The organism is Pseudomonas sp. BNK-15 (assembly GCF_047456105.1).
GTDB classification, from domain to species: domain Bacteria; phylum Pseudomonadota; class Gammaproteobacteria; order Pseudomonadales; family Pseudomonadaceae; genus Aquipseudomonas; species Aquipseudomonas putida_E.
The window spans coordinates 2,469,187-2,484,236 of the sequence record NZ_CP179898.1 but is presented as its reverse complement, the minus strand read 5'-3'; the positions used below and the strand labels follow the sequence as shown (position 1 = coordinate 2,484,236).

The 15,050-nt window shown below is 62.9% G+C and carries 13 protein-coding genes; 3 read left to right on the top strand and 10 right to left on the bottom strand.

All coding sequences use genetic code 11. From position 1 onward, the window contains the following. The first annotated feature begins 11 nt into the window (after positions 1–11). Entirely contained in the window at positions 12–2,195 is a 2,184-nt protein-coding gene (yccS, locus tag ACMGF5_RS11355) for a YccS family putative transporter (RefSeq protein ID WP_046785174.1), read from the top strand. A gap of 23 nt (positions 2,196–2,218) precedes the next feature. Here yccS and ACMGF5_RS11350 read toward each other — a convergent pair whose 3' ends face one another. The 10 genes from ACMGF5_RS11350 to tkt form a co-directional block, all read right to left on the bottom strand. Then, positions 2,219–2,956 carry a substrate-binding periplasmic protein gene (locus tag ACMGF5_RS11350; protein WP_046785053.1) on the bottom strand — a complete coding sequence of 246 codons (738 nt, stop codon included), beginning with the start codon at positions 2,954–2,956 and terminating at the stop codon, positions 2,219–2,221. 149 nt (positions 2,957–3,105) lie between these two features. After that, entirely contained in the window at positions 3,106–3,402 is a 297-nt protein-coding gene (locus ACMGF5_RS11345) for a winged helix-turn-helix domain-containing protein (protein WP_012312450.1), read from the bottom strand. A 12-nt stretch (positions 3,403–3,414) separates the two neighbouring features. Beyond that, positions 3,415–3,915 carry a M48 family metallopeptidase gene (locus tag ACMGF5_RS11340; protein WP_125923473.1) on the bottom strand — a complete coding sequence of 167 codons (501 nt, stop codon included), beginning with the start codon at positions 3,913–3,915 and terminating at the stop codon, positions 3,415–3,417. A gap of 39 nt (positions 3,916–3,954) precedes the next feature. Then, the gene (locus ACMGF5_RS11335; protein ID WP_115273433.1) at positions 3,955–6,075 is read right to left on the bottom strand and encodes a putative bifunctional diguanylate cyclase/phosphodiesterase; all 2,121 of its coding nucleotides are present in this window, start codon (positions 6,073–6,075) and stop codon (positions 3,955–3,957) included. A 197-nt stretch (positions 6,076–6,272) separates the two neighbouring features. After that, the gene (gene fba, locus ACMGF5_RS11330; protein WP_008093958.1) at positions 6,273–7,337 is read right to left on the bottom strand and encodes a class II fructose-bisphosphate aldolase; all 1,065 of its coding nucleotides are present in this window, start codon (positions 7,335–7,337) and stop codon (positions 6,273–6,275) included. A 101-nt stretch (positions 7,338–7,438) separates the two neighbouring features. Continuing rightward, positions 7,439–7,768, bottom strand: coding sequence for an MliC family protein (locus ACMGF5_RS11325; protein ID WP_414157786.1), 330 nt, complete (start codon positions 7,766–7,768; stop codon positions 7,439–7,441). A gap of 64 nt (positions 7,769–7,832) precedes the next feature. After that, positions 7,833–8,051 (bottom strand): hypothetical protein, encoded by a 219-nt coding sequence (locus ACMGF5_RS11320; RefSeq protein WP_012312446.1) that lies wholly within the window; start codon positions 8,049–8,051, stop codon positions 7,833–7,835. Between the two features lie 32 nt (positions 8,052–8,083). Next, positions 8,084–9,247: a phosphoglycerate kinase gene (locus ACMGF5_RS11315; protein ID WP_046785049.1), complete on the bottom strand. Its 1,164-nt coding sequence runs from the start codon at positions 9,245–9,247 to the stop codon at positions 8,084–8,086. Between the two features lie 12 nt (positions 9,248–9,259). Beyond that, positions 9,260–10,321: an erythrose-4-phosphate dehydrogenase gene (epd, locus tag ACMGF5_RS11310; protein ID WP_046785048.1), complete on the bottom strand. Its 1,062-nt coding sequence runs from the start codon at positions 10,319–10,321 to the stop codon at positions 9,260–9,262. Between the two features lie 157 nt (positions 10,322–10,478). Further along, the gene (gene tkt / locus ACMGF5_RS11305; RefSeq protein ID WP_119688164.1) at positions 10,479–12,476 is read right to left on the bottom strand and encodes a transketolase; all 1,998 of its coding nucleotides are present in this window, start codon (positions 12,474–12,476) and stop codon (positions 10,479–10,481) included. A gap of 226 nt (positions 12,477–12,702) precedes the next feature. On the opposite strand from tkt, the gene ACMGF5_RS11300 reads away from it, so the two are divergent. After that, positions 12,703–13,695: an ArsR/SmtB family transcription factor gene (locus ACMGF5_RS11300; RefSeq protein ID WP_125923472.1), complete on the top strand. Its 993-nt coding sequence runs from the start codon at positions 12,703–12,705 to the stop codon at positions 13,693–13,695. A 19-nt stretch (positions 13,696–13,714) separates the two neighbouring features. Further along, a complete protein-coding gene (metK, locus tag ACMGF5_RS11295) occupies positions 13,715–14,905 on the top strand; it encodes a methionine adenosyltransferase (protein WP_046785045.1) in 1,191 nt (396 codons plus the stop codon). Positions 14,906–15,050 lie beyond the last annotated feature (145 nt).

Sequence of the window (15,050 nt, the reverse complement as noted above, 5' to 3'; positions counted from 1 at the left end):
AGCAGGCCATCATGTCATCGAGCTCGTTCCGTCAGTCATTGCGTCGCCTGTGGGGTCAAGACAAGTTCAGCTACGCCATCCGCGTGACCATCGCGCTCACCGGCAGCATGGCCTGGTGCTGGTACCAGAACGAGATGAGCCTGCTCATCCCGCTGTTCCTCGGCATCATCGCCAGCGCCCTGGCCGAGACCGACGATAGCTGGCAAGGCCGCCTCAGCGCGTTGCTCGTCACCCTGCTGTGTTTCGCCATTGCCGCGCTTTCGGTGGAACTGCTGTTCCCCTACCCCTGGATCTTCGCCGTCTCCATGGCCTTGGCCGCCTTCTCCCTGACCATGCTTGGCGCATTGGGTGAACGCTACGGCGCGATCGCATCGGCAACGCTGATTCTGTCGGTGTACACCATGATCGGCGTGGACCAGCGCGGCGGCGAAGTCAGCGACTTCTGGCATGAACCGTTGCTGCTGGTGGCCGGTGCCGCCTGGTATGGCCTGCTCTCGGTGCTGTGGCAGGCGCTGTTCTCCAACCAACCGGTACAGCAGAGCCTGGCCAAACTGTTCTTCGAACTGGGCACTTACCTCAAGCTCAAGGCCAGCCTGTTCGAGCCGATTCGCACACTCGATGTCGAAGCCCAGCGCCTGGCACTGGCCCAGCAAAACGGCAAGGTGGTGGCCGCGCTGAATGCCGCCAAGGAAATCATTCTGCACCGGGTAGGCAACAGCCAGCCCAACTCCAAGGTCAGCCGCTACCTGAAGCTGTACTTCCTGGCCCAGGACATCCACGAAAGGGTGAGCGCCTCGCACTACCCTTACAACGCCCTCACCGAGGCGTTCTTCCACAGCGACGTGATGTTCCGCTGCCAGCGCCTACTGCGCAAACAAGGGGCATCCTGCCAGGAACTGGCACGCTCGATCCGGCTGCGCCAGCCGTTCGTTCTGGCCACCGGCTTCGCCGAGGCCCTCGAGGACCTCAATGCCTCGCTTGAGCACCTGCGTAACCAGAACAACCCGGCCTGGCGTGGCCTGTTGCGCTCACTACGCGCCCTGGCCGCAAACCTGGCCACGCTGGACCGCCTGCTTGGCGCCGCCAGCAACCCCGACAGCCTGGCCGACGCCAGCGACAGCAGCCTGCTCGACCGTTCGCCACGCAACCTCAAGGATGTGTGGAAGCGGTTGCGCACCCAGCTCACACCTACCTCGCTGCTGTTCCGCCATGCCCTGCGCCTGTCGCTGGCGCTGTCGGTGGGCTACGGCATGGTGCACTTGATTCACCCGACCCAAGGCTACTGGATCATCCTCACCACCCTGTTCGTCTGCCAGCCCAACTATGGCGCCACCCGGCGCAAACTGGTGCAGAGGATCTTCGGCACAGCCATCGGCCTGACCGTGGGCTGGGCCCTGTTCGACCTGTTCCCGAATCCGCTCATCCAGTCGGCGTTCGCAGTGGTGGCCGGGGTGGTGTTCTTCGTCAACCGGACCACCCGCTACACCTTGGCCACGGCGGCGATCACGCTGATGATCCTGTTCTGCTTCAACCAGATCGGCGATGGCTACGGCCTGTTCCTGCCACGGCTGTTCGATACCTTGGTCGGTAGCCTGATCGCCATTCTCGCCGTGTTCCTGTTCCTCCCCGACTGGCAGGGCCGCCGCCTTAACAAGGCGCTGGCCAATACCTTAGCCTGCGCCAGTGTGTACCTGCGTCAGATCATGCAGCAGTATGCCCACGGCAAGCGCGATGACCTGGCTTACCGCCTGGCCCGGCGCAACGCACACAACGCTGACGCGGCGCTGTCCACCACGCTGGCCAACATGCTCATGGAGCCGGGGCACTTCCGTAAGGAGGCCGACGTGGGCTTCCGCTTCCTGGTGCTGTCGCATACCTTGCTCAGCTACCTCTCAGGGCTGGGGGCACACCGTGATACGGCGCTGCCGGCAGAGGTCCATGAACAGTTGATAGAGGGGGCGGGGCAGGCGTTGGCCGCCAGCCTCGACGAAATCGCCAACGGCCTGGCCGCGCGGTTACCCGTGGCGATTCACAGCGATGCCGAAGAAGCCTTGGCCAATACGCTGGAGCAGATGCCTGAGGAACTGGATGAACATCAACGATTGGTGCAGACTCAGTTGGCGCTGATCTGCCGGCAGTTGGGGCCCTTGCGGACCTTGGCCGCGCACCTGATCAAAGAGGGCTCACCGGCCTGATTGTTCGTTGCCTGCGCTGCACATCAAAAGCCATGCTGGCGCAGAAGCCGTGCATAGCTGCCGTCTGCCTTCATCGCTGCAATGCTGCGTTCGAACCGCTCGACGATCTGCCGATGCTCAGGGTGCTTGAGGCTCACCAGAATATGCAGGGTGTTCTCGCCCAGCGCGGGTTCGACCAGCACTACCCCATCACGCACCTGCTCGGGTTCGCGCTGCAGGTTGTAGCGCGCCACGAACTCATCTTCCACTGCCAGATCCACCCGCCCTGCCGCCAGCATGCGCACGGCGGAGGAAAAGTTGCGTACCGGCACCTTGTGCAAGCGGGTGTCGCTATCGAATTCGGGTGAGTAGGCATAATCACGCACCACGGCAATGCTGTAGGGATACAGATCAGCCTGGCGCCTGTAACGGAAGCTGTCGCCCTTGCGCTTGAGCAAACGGATGCGGTTGGTCAGGTAGGCCTTGGAAAACTGGCCGATGCGGGTACGCGTATCGTTGTACCAGGCATTGATCAGTACGTCGTAACGGCCTTCGCTAACCCCGAGCAGCGCCCGCGCCCACGGTACTTCCTCGTACTCGCTGGGGTAACCTGCACGCGCCAGCGCCGTGGTGACGATGCTGGTGGCAAGGCCACCACCGGGCATGCCGGCATCAGTGAACGGCGGCCAGGTATCGGCCACCAGCCGTAGTTTGCCCTGGCCCAAGGCTGGCCCAGCCAGCATCACACCCAACAATCCCAGAACGCAAAGCAGTGGCCGCATGCTCAAGTCCTTTTGCAGTGGTAGGCACAGGCTGTTGATGGCGGTCTTCGATAACGCAAGTCATGAGACTACACAAAGCCGCCGCACAGGGCAGCGGCCAATAGTGTCAATTAGCCTCTATTTTGGCCGAAGCAGGCAGCCCCCCGCATTTACGGGTAGCCGAGCACTTCCCTGATCTGGCGCAGATGGCGGATGATCCACTGCTTGTCGATCGCACCCCAGTCATGGATGCGATAATGCCCGGCATGGTTGCGCGCCCCTTCCTGCTGCTCGAACTCGCAGACAATGTCCAGGTCAGCCAACGCAGCGATGGTGTCCTGCGCGGTGCGGCGCGGCATCCCGGTGGCTTCCATCAAGGCTGGCACGCTGGTAGCGGTCTGGCTGTCGATCAGCCAGGCCACGTACAGGCGGCGATAGAAACTGCTCTTGGTCTTGCTCACATCCATGCTGCGTGATCCTTACAGGTTACCCGGCAGCTCCCGATAGGTCAGGTAGACGCGCAGGTCGAATTCCAGTTGGTGGTAGTCCGGCTCCATGTGCTGACAAAGCTGGTAGAAGGCTTTGCTGTGGTCACGCTCGCGCAGGTGCGCCAGTTCATGTACCACGATCATGCGCAGGAACTGCGGCGCCGCCTCCTTGAACAGCGAGGCGATGCGGATTTCCTTCTTCGCCTTGAGCTTGCCACCCTGTACCCGCGACACCGCAGTATTGAGCCCCAGCGCACGGTGGGTGAGGTCCAGGCGGTTGTCGAACAGTACCTTGTCCAGGCTTGGCGCACTGCGCAGGTATTGCTGGCGCATATCCTGGGCGTAGCCGTACAGCGCCTTGTCGCTCTGCACTTCATGGCGATCGGGATAGCGGCGTTGCAGGTAGTCGCCCAGGCGGTCGCTGTCGATCATCTGCTGCACCTGCTCTTGCAGGTGCGGCGGGTAAGCTTGCAAATAGCGTAATACGGTCATGGCATGACATTCGGCGTAACGAATACCGATTCTAGCCAATCAGGACTGCGGCCAGGGAAAAATTGCCGGAAAGCCGCTGGCATCGGCGGCGGTCATCGGCCGGGCGACAAGGAAGCCCTGCACGTAGGCGCAACCGTTTGCCTTGAGCCAAGCAGCCTGGGCCGCAGTTTCCACGCCTTCGGCGATGACCGTGACGTTGTACTCGGCGCACAGGCCGATGACACTGCGCACCAACGCGGCGTCCGGCGCCGAATCGGGCAGGCGCGCCACCAAATGGCGGTCCAGCTTCAAGGTGTCGACAGGCAAGTCGCGCAGCATGCGCAGCGAGCAGTCACCAGCACCAAAGTCGTCCAGCGCCACGCGCACTCCCAGCTCGCGCAGGCGGTGGATCTGCTTGATCGCCGCGTCGATGTTGTACATCAGTGAGGTCTCGGCAACTTCCACTTCCAGTTGCGCCGGGTTGAGCCGGTAATCCTGTATCACCCGCTGCAGCTCATCGACAAGCCCAGGCATGGCGAACTGAGCGCGGCTCAGGCTGATACCCAGCACCAGATCCGGGGCAAAACGCTCACACCAGGCCTGACGCTGCGCCGCCCCCTGGCGGTAGATCCAGCTGGCCAGGCGCGTTATCAGTCGCGCCTCCTCAAGCAAAGGGATGAACAGCCCCGGCGGTACATCGCCGACGCTGGGGTGCTGCCAGCGCAGCAGGGCTTCGAAACCGCGCAGGTGACCATCGGCGAAAGCGACCTGGGGCTGGTACACCATGTTGAAGCCTTGCGACTCGACGGCGCCCCGCACGCTGTCCTCAAGCATCAGCCGTGAACGCGCCCGGCCATTGAGCTCCTGGTCATAGAAGCGGTACTGCCCGCGCCCAGCCTGCTTGGCCGCATACATCGCCGCATCGGCGGCACGCAACAGGCCTTCGACAGTGGCACCGCAGTCCGGGAAGGTGGCAATGCCGATGCTGACACCCAGGCAGACATCCAGGCCGGCCACCTGGCGCTGGACGGACATACGCTCGAGCAGTTGCTCGGCAAAGCGGCCGGCTTGTTCCGGATACGGCAGGCCATCGAACAGCGCCGTGAACTCGTCGCCGCCCATGCGTGCCAGCAACGCCTCACTACCAAGGCAGTCTTTGAGCTGCTCGGCAACCCAACCCAGTACCCGGTCCCCGGCCTCGTGGCCGAGCGAGTCATTGATCCGCTTGAAACCATCCAAATCCATGTACATCAAGGCCTGGGCCTTGTCTGAGCGTTCGTTGCGCAGCAGCACGCTTTCAGCGGCCTGATAGAACCCACGGCGGTTGAGCAGGCCGGTAAGCGGGTCGGTGACCGCCTGGTATTCGAGCTGCTGGTGCAAATTGCGCACCGCCGACATGTCCAGCACCGTCACCACCATCGCCTGCTGATCGGCCGGCAGCGGTGCGCAGGACAATGCCACCGGGACCAGATGACCGCCTGCCGTGCGCAGGTGGGCGTCGTGTACACGGAAGATCTGCCGTGACTGGTAGGCCTGATGGAAATCCGATTCGCTCCAGAGGGTGGCATTGGGCAGTTGCAGCAACTCAAGTAACTGCACGCCCTGCAATTGCTCGACCGGGGCATCGAGCAAGCGCGAGATCGCCGGGTTGGCAAAGCTGATGTTGCCGTGGGCGTCGACCACCAGAATACCTTCGGCGGCATTCTCCAGGATGGACGCATTGAACGCCCTGGCCGCCTCCAGTTCGCGCGTCAAGCGTTGCAGCATGCGCCGGTTGCGCTGCTGGTCCAGTTGCGCCTGCACCTTGGGCTTGAGGATCTGCGGGTCGAACGGCTTGAACAGGTAATCCACCGCACCACTGGCATAGCCCTTGAGCACGGCGGCATCGGACTGCTCGTTAGCGGTGAGAAAGATGATCGGGGTCAGCCGGGTACGGTGGCTGCCACGCATCAGCCGGGCAACCTCGAAGCCGTCCATTTCGGGCATCTGCACGTCGAGCAACACAAGGTCGACTTCGTGCTCCAGCAAGGCGCTCAAGGCTTCCGTCCCTGAACCTGCTGTCAGCACCTGCCAATCTGTGCGGGCCAGTAAGGCTCGCATGCTAATGAGGTTCTCAGGGTAATCGTCCACCACCAGGAGAACCGAGTTGCCATCCGGTGGTTGAGGGTAAGCGCCATCCATGCTGCTTTCTCTTGTATGACCGACTTCGACTTGCATCTGGATCCGGTTTAACACTCTAGACTCGAGTGTGTAACACGCAATGCAATCAGAACGCTATCAGTGACTAAAGGTAAGGGTAGTCGACTAACGGTCGTTTGCCGGGCATTCAGCCATAAAAAAACCCACATTTCTGTGGGTCTTTTTAAGGCGGCCTGTGATCAGTTGACCTTGGCGGCCAGCTCACCTTTCAGGTAACGCTGGAACATGCCTTCCAGGGAGATCGGCTTGATCTTCGAGGCATTACCGGCGGTGCCGAAGGCTTCGTAACGTGCGATGCACACATCGCGCATGGCTTTCACGGTTTCACCGAAGAACTTGCGCGGGTCGAACTCGCTCGGGTTCTGCGCCATCAGGCGGCGCATGGCACCGGTGGAGGCCAGGCGCAGGTCGGTATCGATGTTGACCTTGCGCACGCCGTGCTTGATGCCTTCAACGATTTCTTCGACCGGTACGCCGTAGGTCTCTTTGATGTCGCCGCCGTACTGGTTGATGATCGCCAGCCACTCCTGCGGTACCGAGGAAGAACCGTGCATCACCAGGTGGGTGTTGGGGATGCGCTTGTGGATTTCCTTGATGCGGTCGATCGCCAGCACGTCACCGGTTGGCGGCTTGGTGAACTTGTAGGCACCGTGGCTGGTGCCGATGGCGATGGCCAGGGCATCCACCTGGGTCTTCTTGACGAAGTCGGCGGCTTCTTCCGGGTCGGTGAGCATCTGGCTGTGGTCCAGCACGCCTTCGGCGCCGATGCCGTCTTCTTCACCGGCCATGCCGGTTTCCAGCGAACCCAGGCAGCCCAGCTCGCCTTCGACCGAAACACCACAGGCGTGCGCCATGGCGACAGTCTGCTGAGTGACGCGGACGTTGTACTCGTAGTCGGTCGGGGTCTTGCCGTCTTCGCCCAGCGAGCCGTCCATCATCACCGAGCTGAAGCCCAGCTGGATCGAACGCTGGCACACGTCAGGGCTGGTGCCGTGGTCCTGGTGCATGCACACCGGGATGTGCGGGAATTCTTCGATGGCGGCCAGGATCAGGTGACGCAGGAACGGCGCGCCAGCGTATTTGCGGGCACCGGCCGAAGCCTGGACGATCACTGGGGAGTCGGTCTTGTCGGCCGCTTCCATGATGGCGCGCATCTGCTCGAGGTTGTTGACGTTGAAAGCTGGAACGCCGTAACCGAACTCGGCGGCGTGGTCCAGCATCTGGCGCATGCTAATGAGTGCCATTGTGTATCTCTCTCCCGACAAGCGTCGTTTTGTTTCGTGCAAGCCTGCCGCAGGGGCGGTTGCTGTTCAAGTAGTGTGGGCCACCGGTGCGGCCCGGCCAGTCACGGTGCCTTGCAGCCCCGCCCAATCAGATCGTTGGTTGCCACCCAGTACACCGGGCCTTCCTCGCCCTTGGTGTGGAAGGCCAGCACGCCATCGCTGTACATCGCGCCCGACGCACTCGGCTCGGACTTGAGCCGGTAGACCTGGTCGCCGCCGCCGAGGCGCACGTCGACCGAATCCTGTTGTGCATCGGCGAAGCGCCAGAGCACTTCGGTCTGGCTGTCACAGACCCAACGGGTCCAGGCGGCTGCCGGGGCGGGTTGCGCCGGCTGCAGCAGCGAGCATCCTGCCAGTGTCGCCAGGGCCATCAAGGCCATCAGCGCTTTCATTGCATATCCTCTAGATGACCACACAATGGTCGCTTGGTTGCCTGCTCCGACGAAGCGCATCGGTTCATGGGCAGCCAGGCGCCTTGCGCTGGTGGTCTTCGTCATACTTTTCCAGGCCTTCCGGGCCCACGCGCTTGCTGATTACCGGCACGGTCTCGGCCTGCCACTCAGACTGGTAGCAGCCGCCCTTGGGCGGCTGCGCCGGATCGTTGTCCGAGGACGGGCTGCTGGAGCATGCGCTCAGCAAACCAGCCAGCAAGATCACAGGCAATTGCTTGACCATCAGGTCGCTCCCTTTGCCAGGCGCCGCCATTGTCAGGCTTTTGCCCGCTCTTCAAGGATCGCCACGGCCGGCAGTACCTTGCCTTCGACGAACTCGAGGAATGCACCACCACCGGTAGAAATGTAGGAGATCTCGGCGCTGACGCCATATTTGTCGATGGCTGCCAGGGTATCGCCACCGCCGGCGATGGAGAATGCAGCGCTCTCGGCGATAGCCTTGGCCAGTACCTTGGTGCCGTTGCCGAACTGGTCGAACTCGAACACACCGACCGGGCCGTTCCACAGGATGGTTTTCGACGACTTCAGCAGTTCGGCGAAGTTGGCCGCAGTCTGTGGCCCGATGTCCAGGATCATGTCGTCGGCGGCCACGTCGGCGATGGCCTTGACGGTGGCCTCGGCGCTCTCGGCAAACTCCTTGGCAACCACCACGTCGACTGGCAGCGGTACGCTGACCTTGGCGGCGATGGCCTTGGCGGTTTCCACCAGGTCAGGCTCGTACAGCGACTTGCCCACCGGGTGGCCGGCGGCGGCCAGGAAGGTGTTGGCGATGCCGCCACCAACGATCAACTGGTCGCAAACCGAGCTCAGGCTGTTCAGCACGTCCAGCTTGGTGGAAACCTTGGAGCCGGCAACGATGGCCGCCATTGGTTTGGCCGGTGCCTTCAGGGCTTTGCCCAGGGCGTCCAGCTCGGCGGCCAGCAGCGGGCCTGCCGCAGCGACCTTGGCGAACTTGGCGACGCCGTGGGTGGAGCCTTCGGCACGGTGAGCGGTGCCGAAGGCGTCCATGACGAAGACGTCGCACAGGGCCGCGTACTTGTGCGCCAGCTCGTCGGCGTTCTTCTTCTCGCCCTTGTTGAAGCGAACGTTCTCGAACAGCACCAGGTCACCGGCCTTGACCTCGATGCCATCGAGGTAGTCGGCGACCAGTGCAACGTCGCGGCCCAGGGCCTTGCTCAGGTAGTCGGCAACCGGCTTGAGGCTGTTCTCGGCCGAGAACTCACCTTCGGTCGGGCGGCCCAGGTGCGAGCAGACCATTACCGCCGCGCCCTTCTCCAGGGCCAGCTTGATGGTCGGCAGCGCAGCCAGGATACGCGCGTCGCTGGTTACCACACCGTCCTTCACAGGCACGTTGAGGTCTTCGCGGATCAGTACGCGTTTACCTTGCAGGTCGAGGTCGGTCATCTTCAACACGGTCATGAATGCAGTCCTTCAGGGCTGTTTGGTGCGGGTTGGGTGGACGACGTGCAGATAATGTTCGGCAACGTCGAGCATACGGTTGGCAAAACCCCATTCGTTGTCGAACCAGGCCAGCAGGTTCACCAGGCGGGGGCCCGAGACGCGTGTCTGGCTGGCATCGACGATCGCCGAATGCGGGTCATGGTTGAAATCACAGCTGGCGTGGGGTAATTCGGTGTAAGCCAGCAAGCCTTTGAGCGGGCCATCCAGCGCCGCCTCGCGCAGCACCCGATTGACTTCGACCGCACTGGTGTCACGGGCGGTCTGCAGGGTGATGTCCAGGCACGACACGTTGACGGTAGGCACGCGTACCGCTTTGGCCTGTATTCGCCCGGCAAGTTCCGGCAGCAGGCGCTCGATACCACGCGCCAGGCCAGTGGACACCGGGATCACCGACTGGAAAGCCGAGCGCGTACGGCGCAAATCCTCATGATGGTAGGCATCGATCACCGGCTGGTCGTTCATTGCCGAGTGAATGGTGGTGATCTGTACGTACTCGATGCCGAACGCCTGGTCCAGTACCCGCAGCAGCGGTACGCCACAGTTGGTGGTACAGGAGGCGTTGGACACCAGGCGCTCGGTGCCGGTCAGGCAAGCCTGGTTGATGCCGTAGACCACCGTCGCATCCACATCGGCCTCGCTGGCCATGGGCTGCGAGAACAGCACCCGCGGCGCACCGGCATCAAGAAAGCGCTGGCCATCGGCACGGGTGTGATAGGCGCCGGAACACTCCAGCACCAGGTCGATGTCCAGGGCGGCCCAGTCGACGCCCTCGGGGGTGGCGCTGCGCATGACCTTCACGCAGTCACCATTGATATGCAGACAGTCGCCGTCGACCTTCACGTCGCCGGGGAATCGGCCGTGAGTGGAGTCGAAGCGTGTCAGGTATTCCACACTGGCCTGGTCGGCCAGGTCGTTCAATGCAACGATTTCGAAGCCAGCCTTTGCCCCACGCTCAAACAGTGCGCGCAGGACACAGCGGCCGATGCGGCCGTAACCGTTGAGTGCAACTTTGTAGGGACGCGGGTGGGGCATTGGTGGGCTCGCTAACGCATGGTGGCTGTTGGGGCCGCGTTGCGGCCCATCGCGACACAAGGCCGCTCCTACAGGCACCGCGCCAACATCGAGGCTGCGCGGTAACTGCAGGAGCGGCCTTGCGTCGCGATGGAGGGCCAAGCCCTCCAGGGTTGCATCAGTCTTCCAGCAGCTCTTCGGCAGTACCCAGGATGTTCTCCAGGGTGAAGCCGAACTCCTCGAACAGTGCGCTGGCCGGAGCCGATTCACCGTAAGTGGTCATGCCGATGACACGGCCTTCGAGGCCCACGTACTTGTACCAGAAGTCGGCATGAGCCGCTTCGATGGCGATGCGAGCACCCACTTGCAGCGGCAGTACGGACTGCTTGTAGGCCGCATCCTGTGCGTCGAACACGCTGGTGCTCGGCATCGACACGACACGTACCTTGCGGCCCTGCTCGGTCAGCTTGTCGAACGCCTGAACGGCCAGGCCCACTTCCGAACCGGTGGCGATCAGGATCAGCTCGGGCTCGCCGGCGCAGTCCTTGAGCACGTAACCGCCGCGGGCGATATCGGCGATCTGCTGGGCGTCGCGGTCCTGATGCTGCAGGTTCTGGCGCGAGAAGATCAGCGCCGATGGGCCGTCCTTGCGCTCCAGGGCGTGCTTCCAGGACACAGCCGACTCGACTGCGTCGGCCGGGCGCCAGGTGTCCAGGTTCGGCGTGCTGCGCAGGCTGGTCAGTTGCTCGATCGGCTGGTGGGTCGGGCCGTCTTCGCCCAGGCCGATGGAGTCGTGGGTGTACACATGGATGACGCGCTGCTTCATAAGGGCGGACATGCGCACGGCGTTACGGGCGTATTCCATGAACATCAGGAACGTCGCGCCGTAAGGCACCAGGCCGCCGTGCAGGGCAACCCCGTTCATGATCGCGGTCATGCCGAACTCGCGCACGCCGTAGAACACGTAGTTGCCGCTGGCGTCGTTGGCGTCCACACCCTTGCAGCCCTTCCACAGGGTCAGGTTGGAGCCGGCCAGGTCGGCCGAGCCGCCAAGGAATTCCGGCAGCAGTGGGCCGAAGGCATTCAGGGTGTTCTGGCTGGCCTTGCGGCTGGCGATGGTCTCGCCCTTGGCAGCGACTTCAGCGATGTAGGCAGCGGCCTTTTCGGAGAAGTCGGCTGGCAGATCACCGCTCAGACGGCGCTTGAGTTCGCTGGCCAGTTCCGGGAAGGCGGCGGCATAGGCATCGAACCGCGTGTTCCACTCGGCTTCAGCCTTGGCGCCTGCTTCTTTGGCGTCCCATTCGGCGTAGATGTCGGCAGGAACTTCGAACGGAGCGTGGTTCCAGTTCAGTTCCTTGCGGGCCAGGGCGATTTCGTCGTTGCCCAGCGGAGCACCGTGGCAGTCTTCCTTGCCCTGCTTGTTGGGCGAGCCGAAACCAATGATGGTCTTGCAGCAGATCAGGGTCGGACGGTCGCTCTTGCGCGCAGTCTCGATAGCCGTGCGGATCTCGTCGGCGTCGTGGCCGTTGACGTTGCGGATCACCAGCCAGTTGTAGGCCTCGAAGCGCTTGGGGGTGTCGTCGGTGAACCAGCCTTCCACTTCACCGTCGATGGAAATGCCGTTGTCGTCATAGAAGGCCACCAGCTTGTTCAGGCCCAGGGTGCCGGCCAGCGAGGCGACTTCGTGGGAGATGCCTTCCATCATGCAGCCGTCGCCGAGGAACACGTAGGTGTTGTGGTCGACGATGTTGTGGCCTTCGCGGTTGAACTGGGCACCCAGCACTTTCTCCGCCAAGGCAAAGCCCACGGCATTGGCCAAACCTTGGCCCAGCGGGCCGGTGGTGGTTTCCACACCCGGGGTGTAGCCGAACTCGGGGTGGCCCGGGGTACGGCTATGCAGCTGGCGGAACGACTTGAGGTCGTCGAGGGTGACGTCGTAGCCGGTCAGGTGCAGCAACGAGTAGATCAGCATCGAGCCGTGGCCGTTGGACAGCACGAAGCGGTCACGGTCGGCGAAGCTCGGGTTGCTCGGGTTGTGCTTCAGATAGTCGCGCCAAAGCACTTCGGCGATATCCGCCATGCCCATGGGGGCACCTGGGTGGCCGCTGTTGGCCTTTTGCACGGCATCCATGCTGAGGGCACGAATGGCGTTGGCACGTTCACGACGGCTGGGCATCGCTTATCTCCTGGGGCTTGAATAGGTGGTGTAACGAAAAAGGCGGCCATTTTCCCCCACTGGGGGGCTGGGGGCAAACATTTAAGCGGCAAGCGGCAAGCTTTAAGCAGCAAGAGAAAGCCGAAGCGTGCGCGCAAGGCTCTATTTCTTGCAGCTCATCGCCAATATCAAAACTTTTTGATATTGGTCTTGCTAGGGCAACGATGCCTGTCTAGACTGCCGCGTCATGAACCTCCGTGCGCAACCGATCCCTCAGCGAAGCGACACACTGGCAGCCCTGTGCAAAGCCAGTGGCGACGAACTGCGCCTGAATGTCCTGCGCGCCCTGGCCAGCGACTCGTTCGGCGTCCTGGAGCTGGCACAGATTTTCGACATCGGGCAGTCGGGCATGAGCCATCACCTCAAGGTTTTGGCCCAGGCCGAGCTGGTGGCTACGCGCCGCGAAGGCAATGCGGTTTTCTACCGCAGGGCCCTGCCCGACAGCCACCGCCTGGGCGGCCGCCTGCACACCGCGCTGCTCGAAGAGGTCGACGACCTGACACTACCGCTGGACGTGCAGGCGCGCATCGCTCAGGTGCAACAACGCCGCGCCGCCACCAGCCAGGACTTTTTCCTGCGCGTGGAAGAAAAGTTCCGCGCCCAGCAGGACCTGATCGCCGGCCTGCCGCAGTACCGCGAAAGCCTGCTGGCGCTGCTCGACACACTGAATTTCGAGCCGACCGCCAGCGCGCTGGAAGTCGGCCCCGGCGACGGCGGCTTTTTGCCCGACCTGGCCCGGCGCTTCGCCTGTGTCACAGCCCTGGACAACAGCCCGACCATGCTCGAGCTGGCGCGCCAGGTCTGCGAACGCGAACGCCTGGATAATGTAAACCTGCAGTTGGCCGATGCACTGGGTGCAACGGATGTGGAAGCCGACTGCGTTGTGCTGAACATGGTCCTGCACCATTTCAGCGACCCGGCCCTGGCCCTGCGCCTTTTGGCCAAACGGGTGAAGGCAGGCGGCAGCCTGCTGGTCACCGAACTGTGCAGCCACGATCAGGATTGGGCGCGGGAAGCCTGCGGCGATCTCTGGCTTGGTTTTGAACAGGACGACCTGGCCCGTTGGGCCAACGCTGCCGGGCTGGCCCCGGGGGACAGCCTCTATGTGGGCTTGCGTAACGGTTTCCAGATACAGGTCCGCCATTTTCAGCGGACGGCTGGCGACACACACCATCGGTAAATTTTAGGAACCCGTCGAGATGAGCGAATACTCCCTTTTCACCTCCGAGTCCGTGTCCGAAGGGCATCCGGACAAGATCGCCGACCAGATTTCGGATGCGGTCCTGGATGCCATCATCACCCAGGACAAATACGCCCGCGTGGCGTGTGAAACCCTGGTCAAGACCGGTGTCGCCATCATCGCCGGCGAAGTCACCACGTCGGCCTGGGTCGACCTGGAAGAGCTGGTGCGCAAAGTCATCATCGACATCGGCTACAACAGCTCCGACGTCGGCTTCGACGGCGCCACCTGCGCCGTGATGAACATCATCGGCAAACAGTCGGTGGACATCGCCCAAGGCGTCGACCGCTCCAAGCCGGAAGACCAGGGCGCGGGTGACCAGGGCCTGATGTTCGGCTACGCCAGCAACGAAACCGACGTGCTGATGCCGGCGCCGATCTGCTTCTCGCACCGCCTGGTCGAGCGTCAGGCCGAAGCGCGCAAATCCGGGCTGCTGCCTTGGCTGCGCCCGGACGCCAAGTCCCAGGTCACCTGCCGCTATGAAAACGGCAAGGTAGTCGGCATCGACGCGGTGGTCCTGTCGACCCAGCACAACCCTGAAGTCTCGCAAAAAGACCTGCAGGAAGCCGTGATGGAGCTGATCGTCAAGCACACCCTGCCTGCCGAACTGCTGCACAAGGACACCCATTACCACATCAACCCGACCGGCAACTTCATCATCGGTGGCCCGGTGGGTGACTGTGGCCTGACCGGCCGCAAGATCATCGTCGACTCCTACGGCGGCATGGCCCGTCACGGTGGTGGCGCGTTCTCCGGCAAGGACCCGTCCAAGGTCGACCGCTCCGCCGCCTACGCCGGCCGTTACGTAGCCAAGAACATCGTCGCCGCCGGCCTGGCCGAACGTTGCGAGATTCAGGTGTCCTACGCCATCGGCGTAGCCCAGCCGACCTCCATCTCGATCAACACCTTCGGTACCGGCAAGGTCTCGGACGACAAGATCATCCAGCTGGTGCGTGAGTGCTTCGACCTGCGTCCGTACGCCATCACCAAGATGCTCGACCTGCTGCACCCGATGTACCAGGAAACCGCTGCCTACGGCCACTTCGGCCGTACCCCGCAGCAGAAGACTGTCGGCGACGACACCTTCACCACCTTCACCTGGGAGCGCACCGACCGCGCCCAGTCGCTGCGTGATGCTGCCGGCCTGTAATTTCTCCTGCAGCGGTGCATCGAAGCCCTTGCCGAGTGATCGGCAGGGGCTTTTTTGTAGTTTCCATGGTATCGCCCCTCGACACATCACCTGACAACTGAACCCGCCAACCTCCCCCACGCTTGCCTAGCCTGAACACTCCACT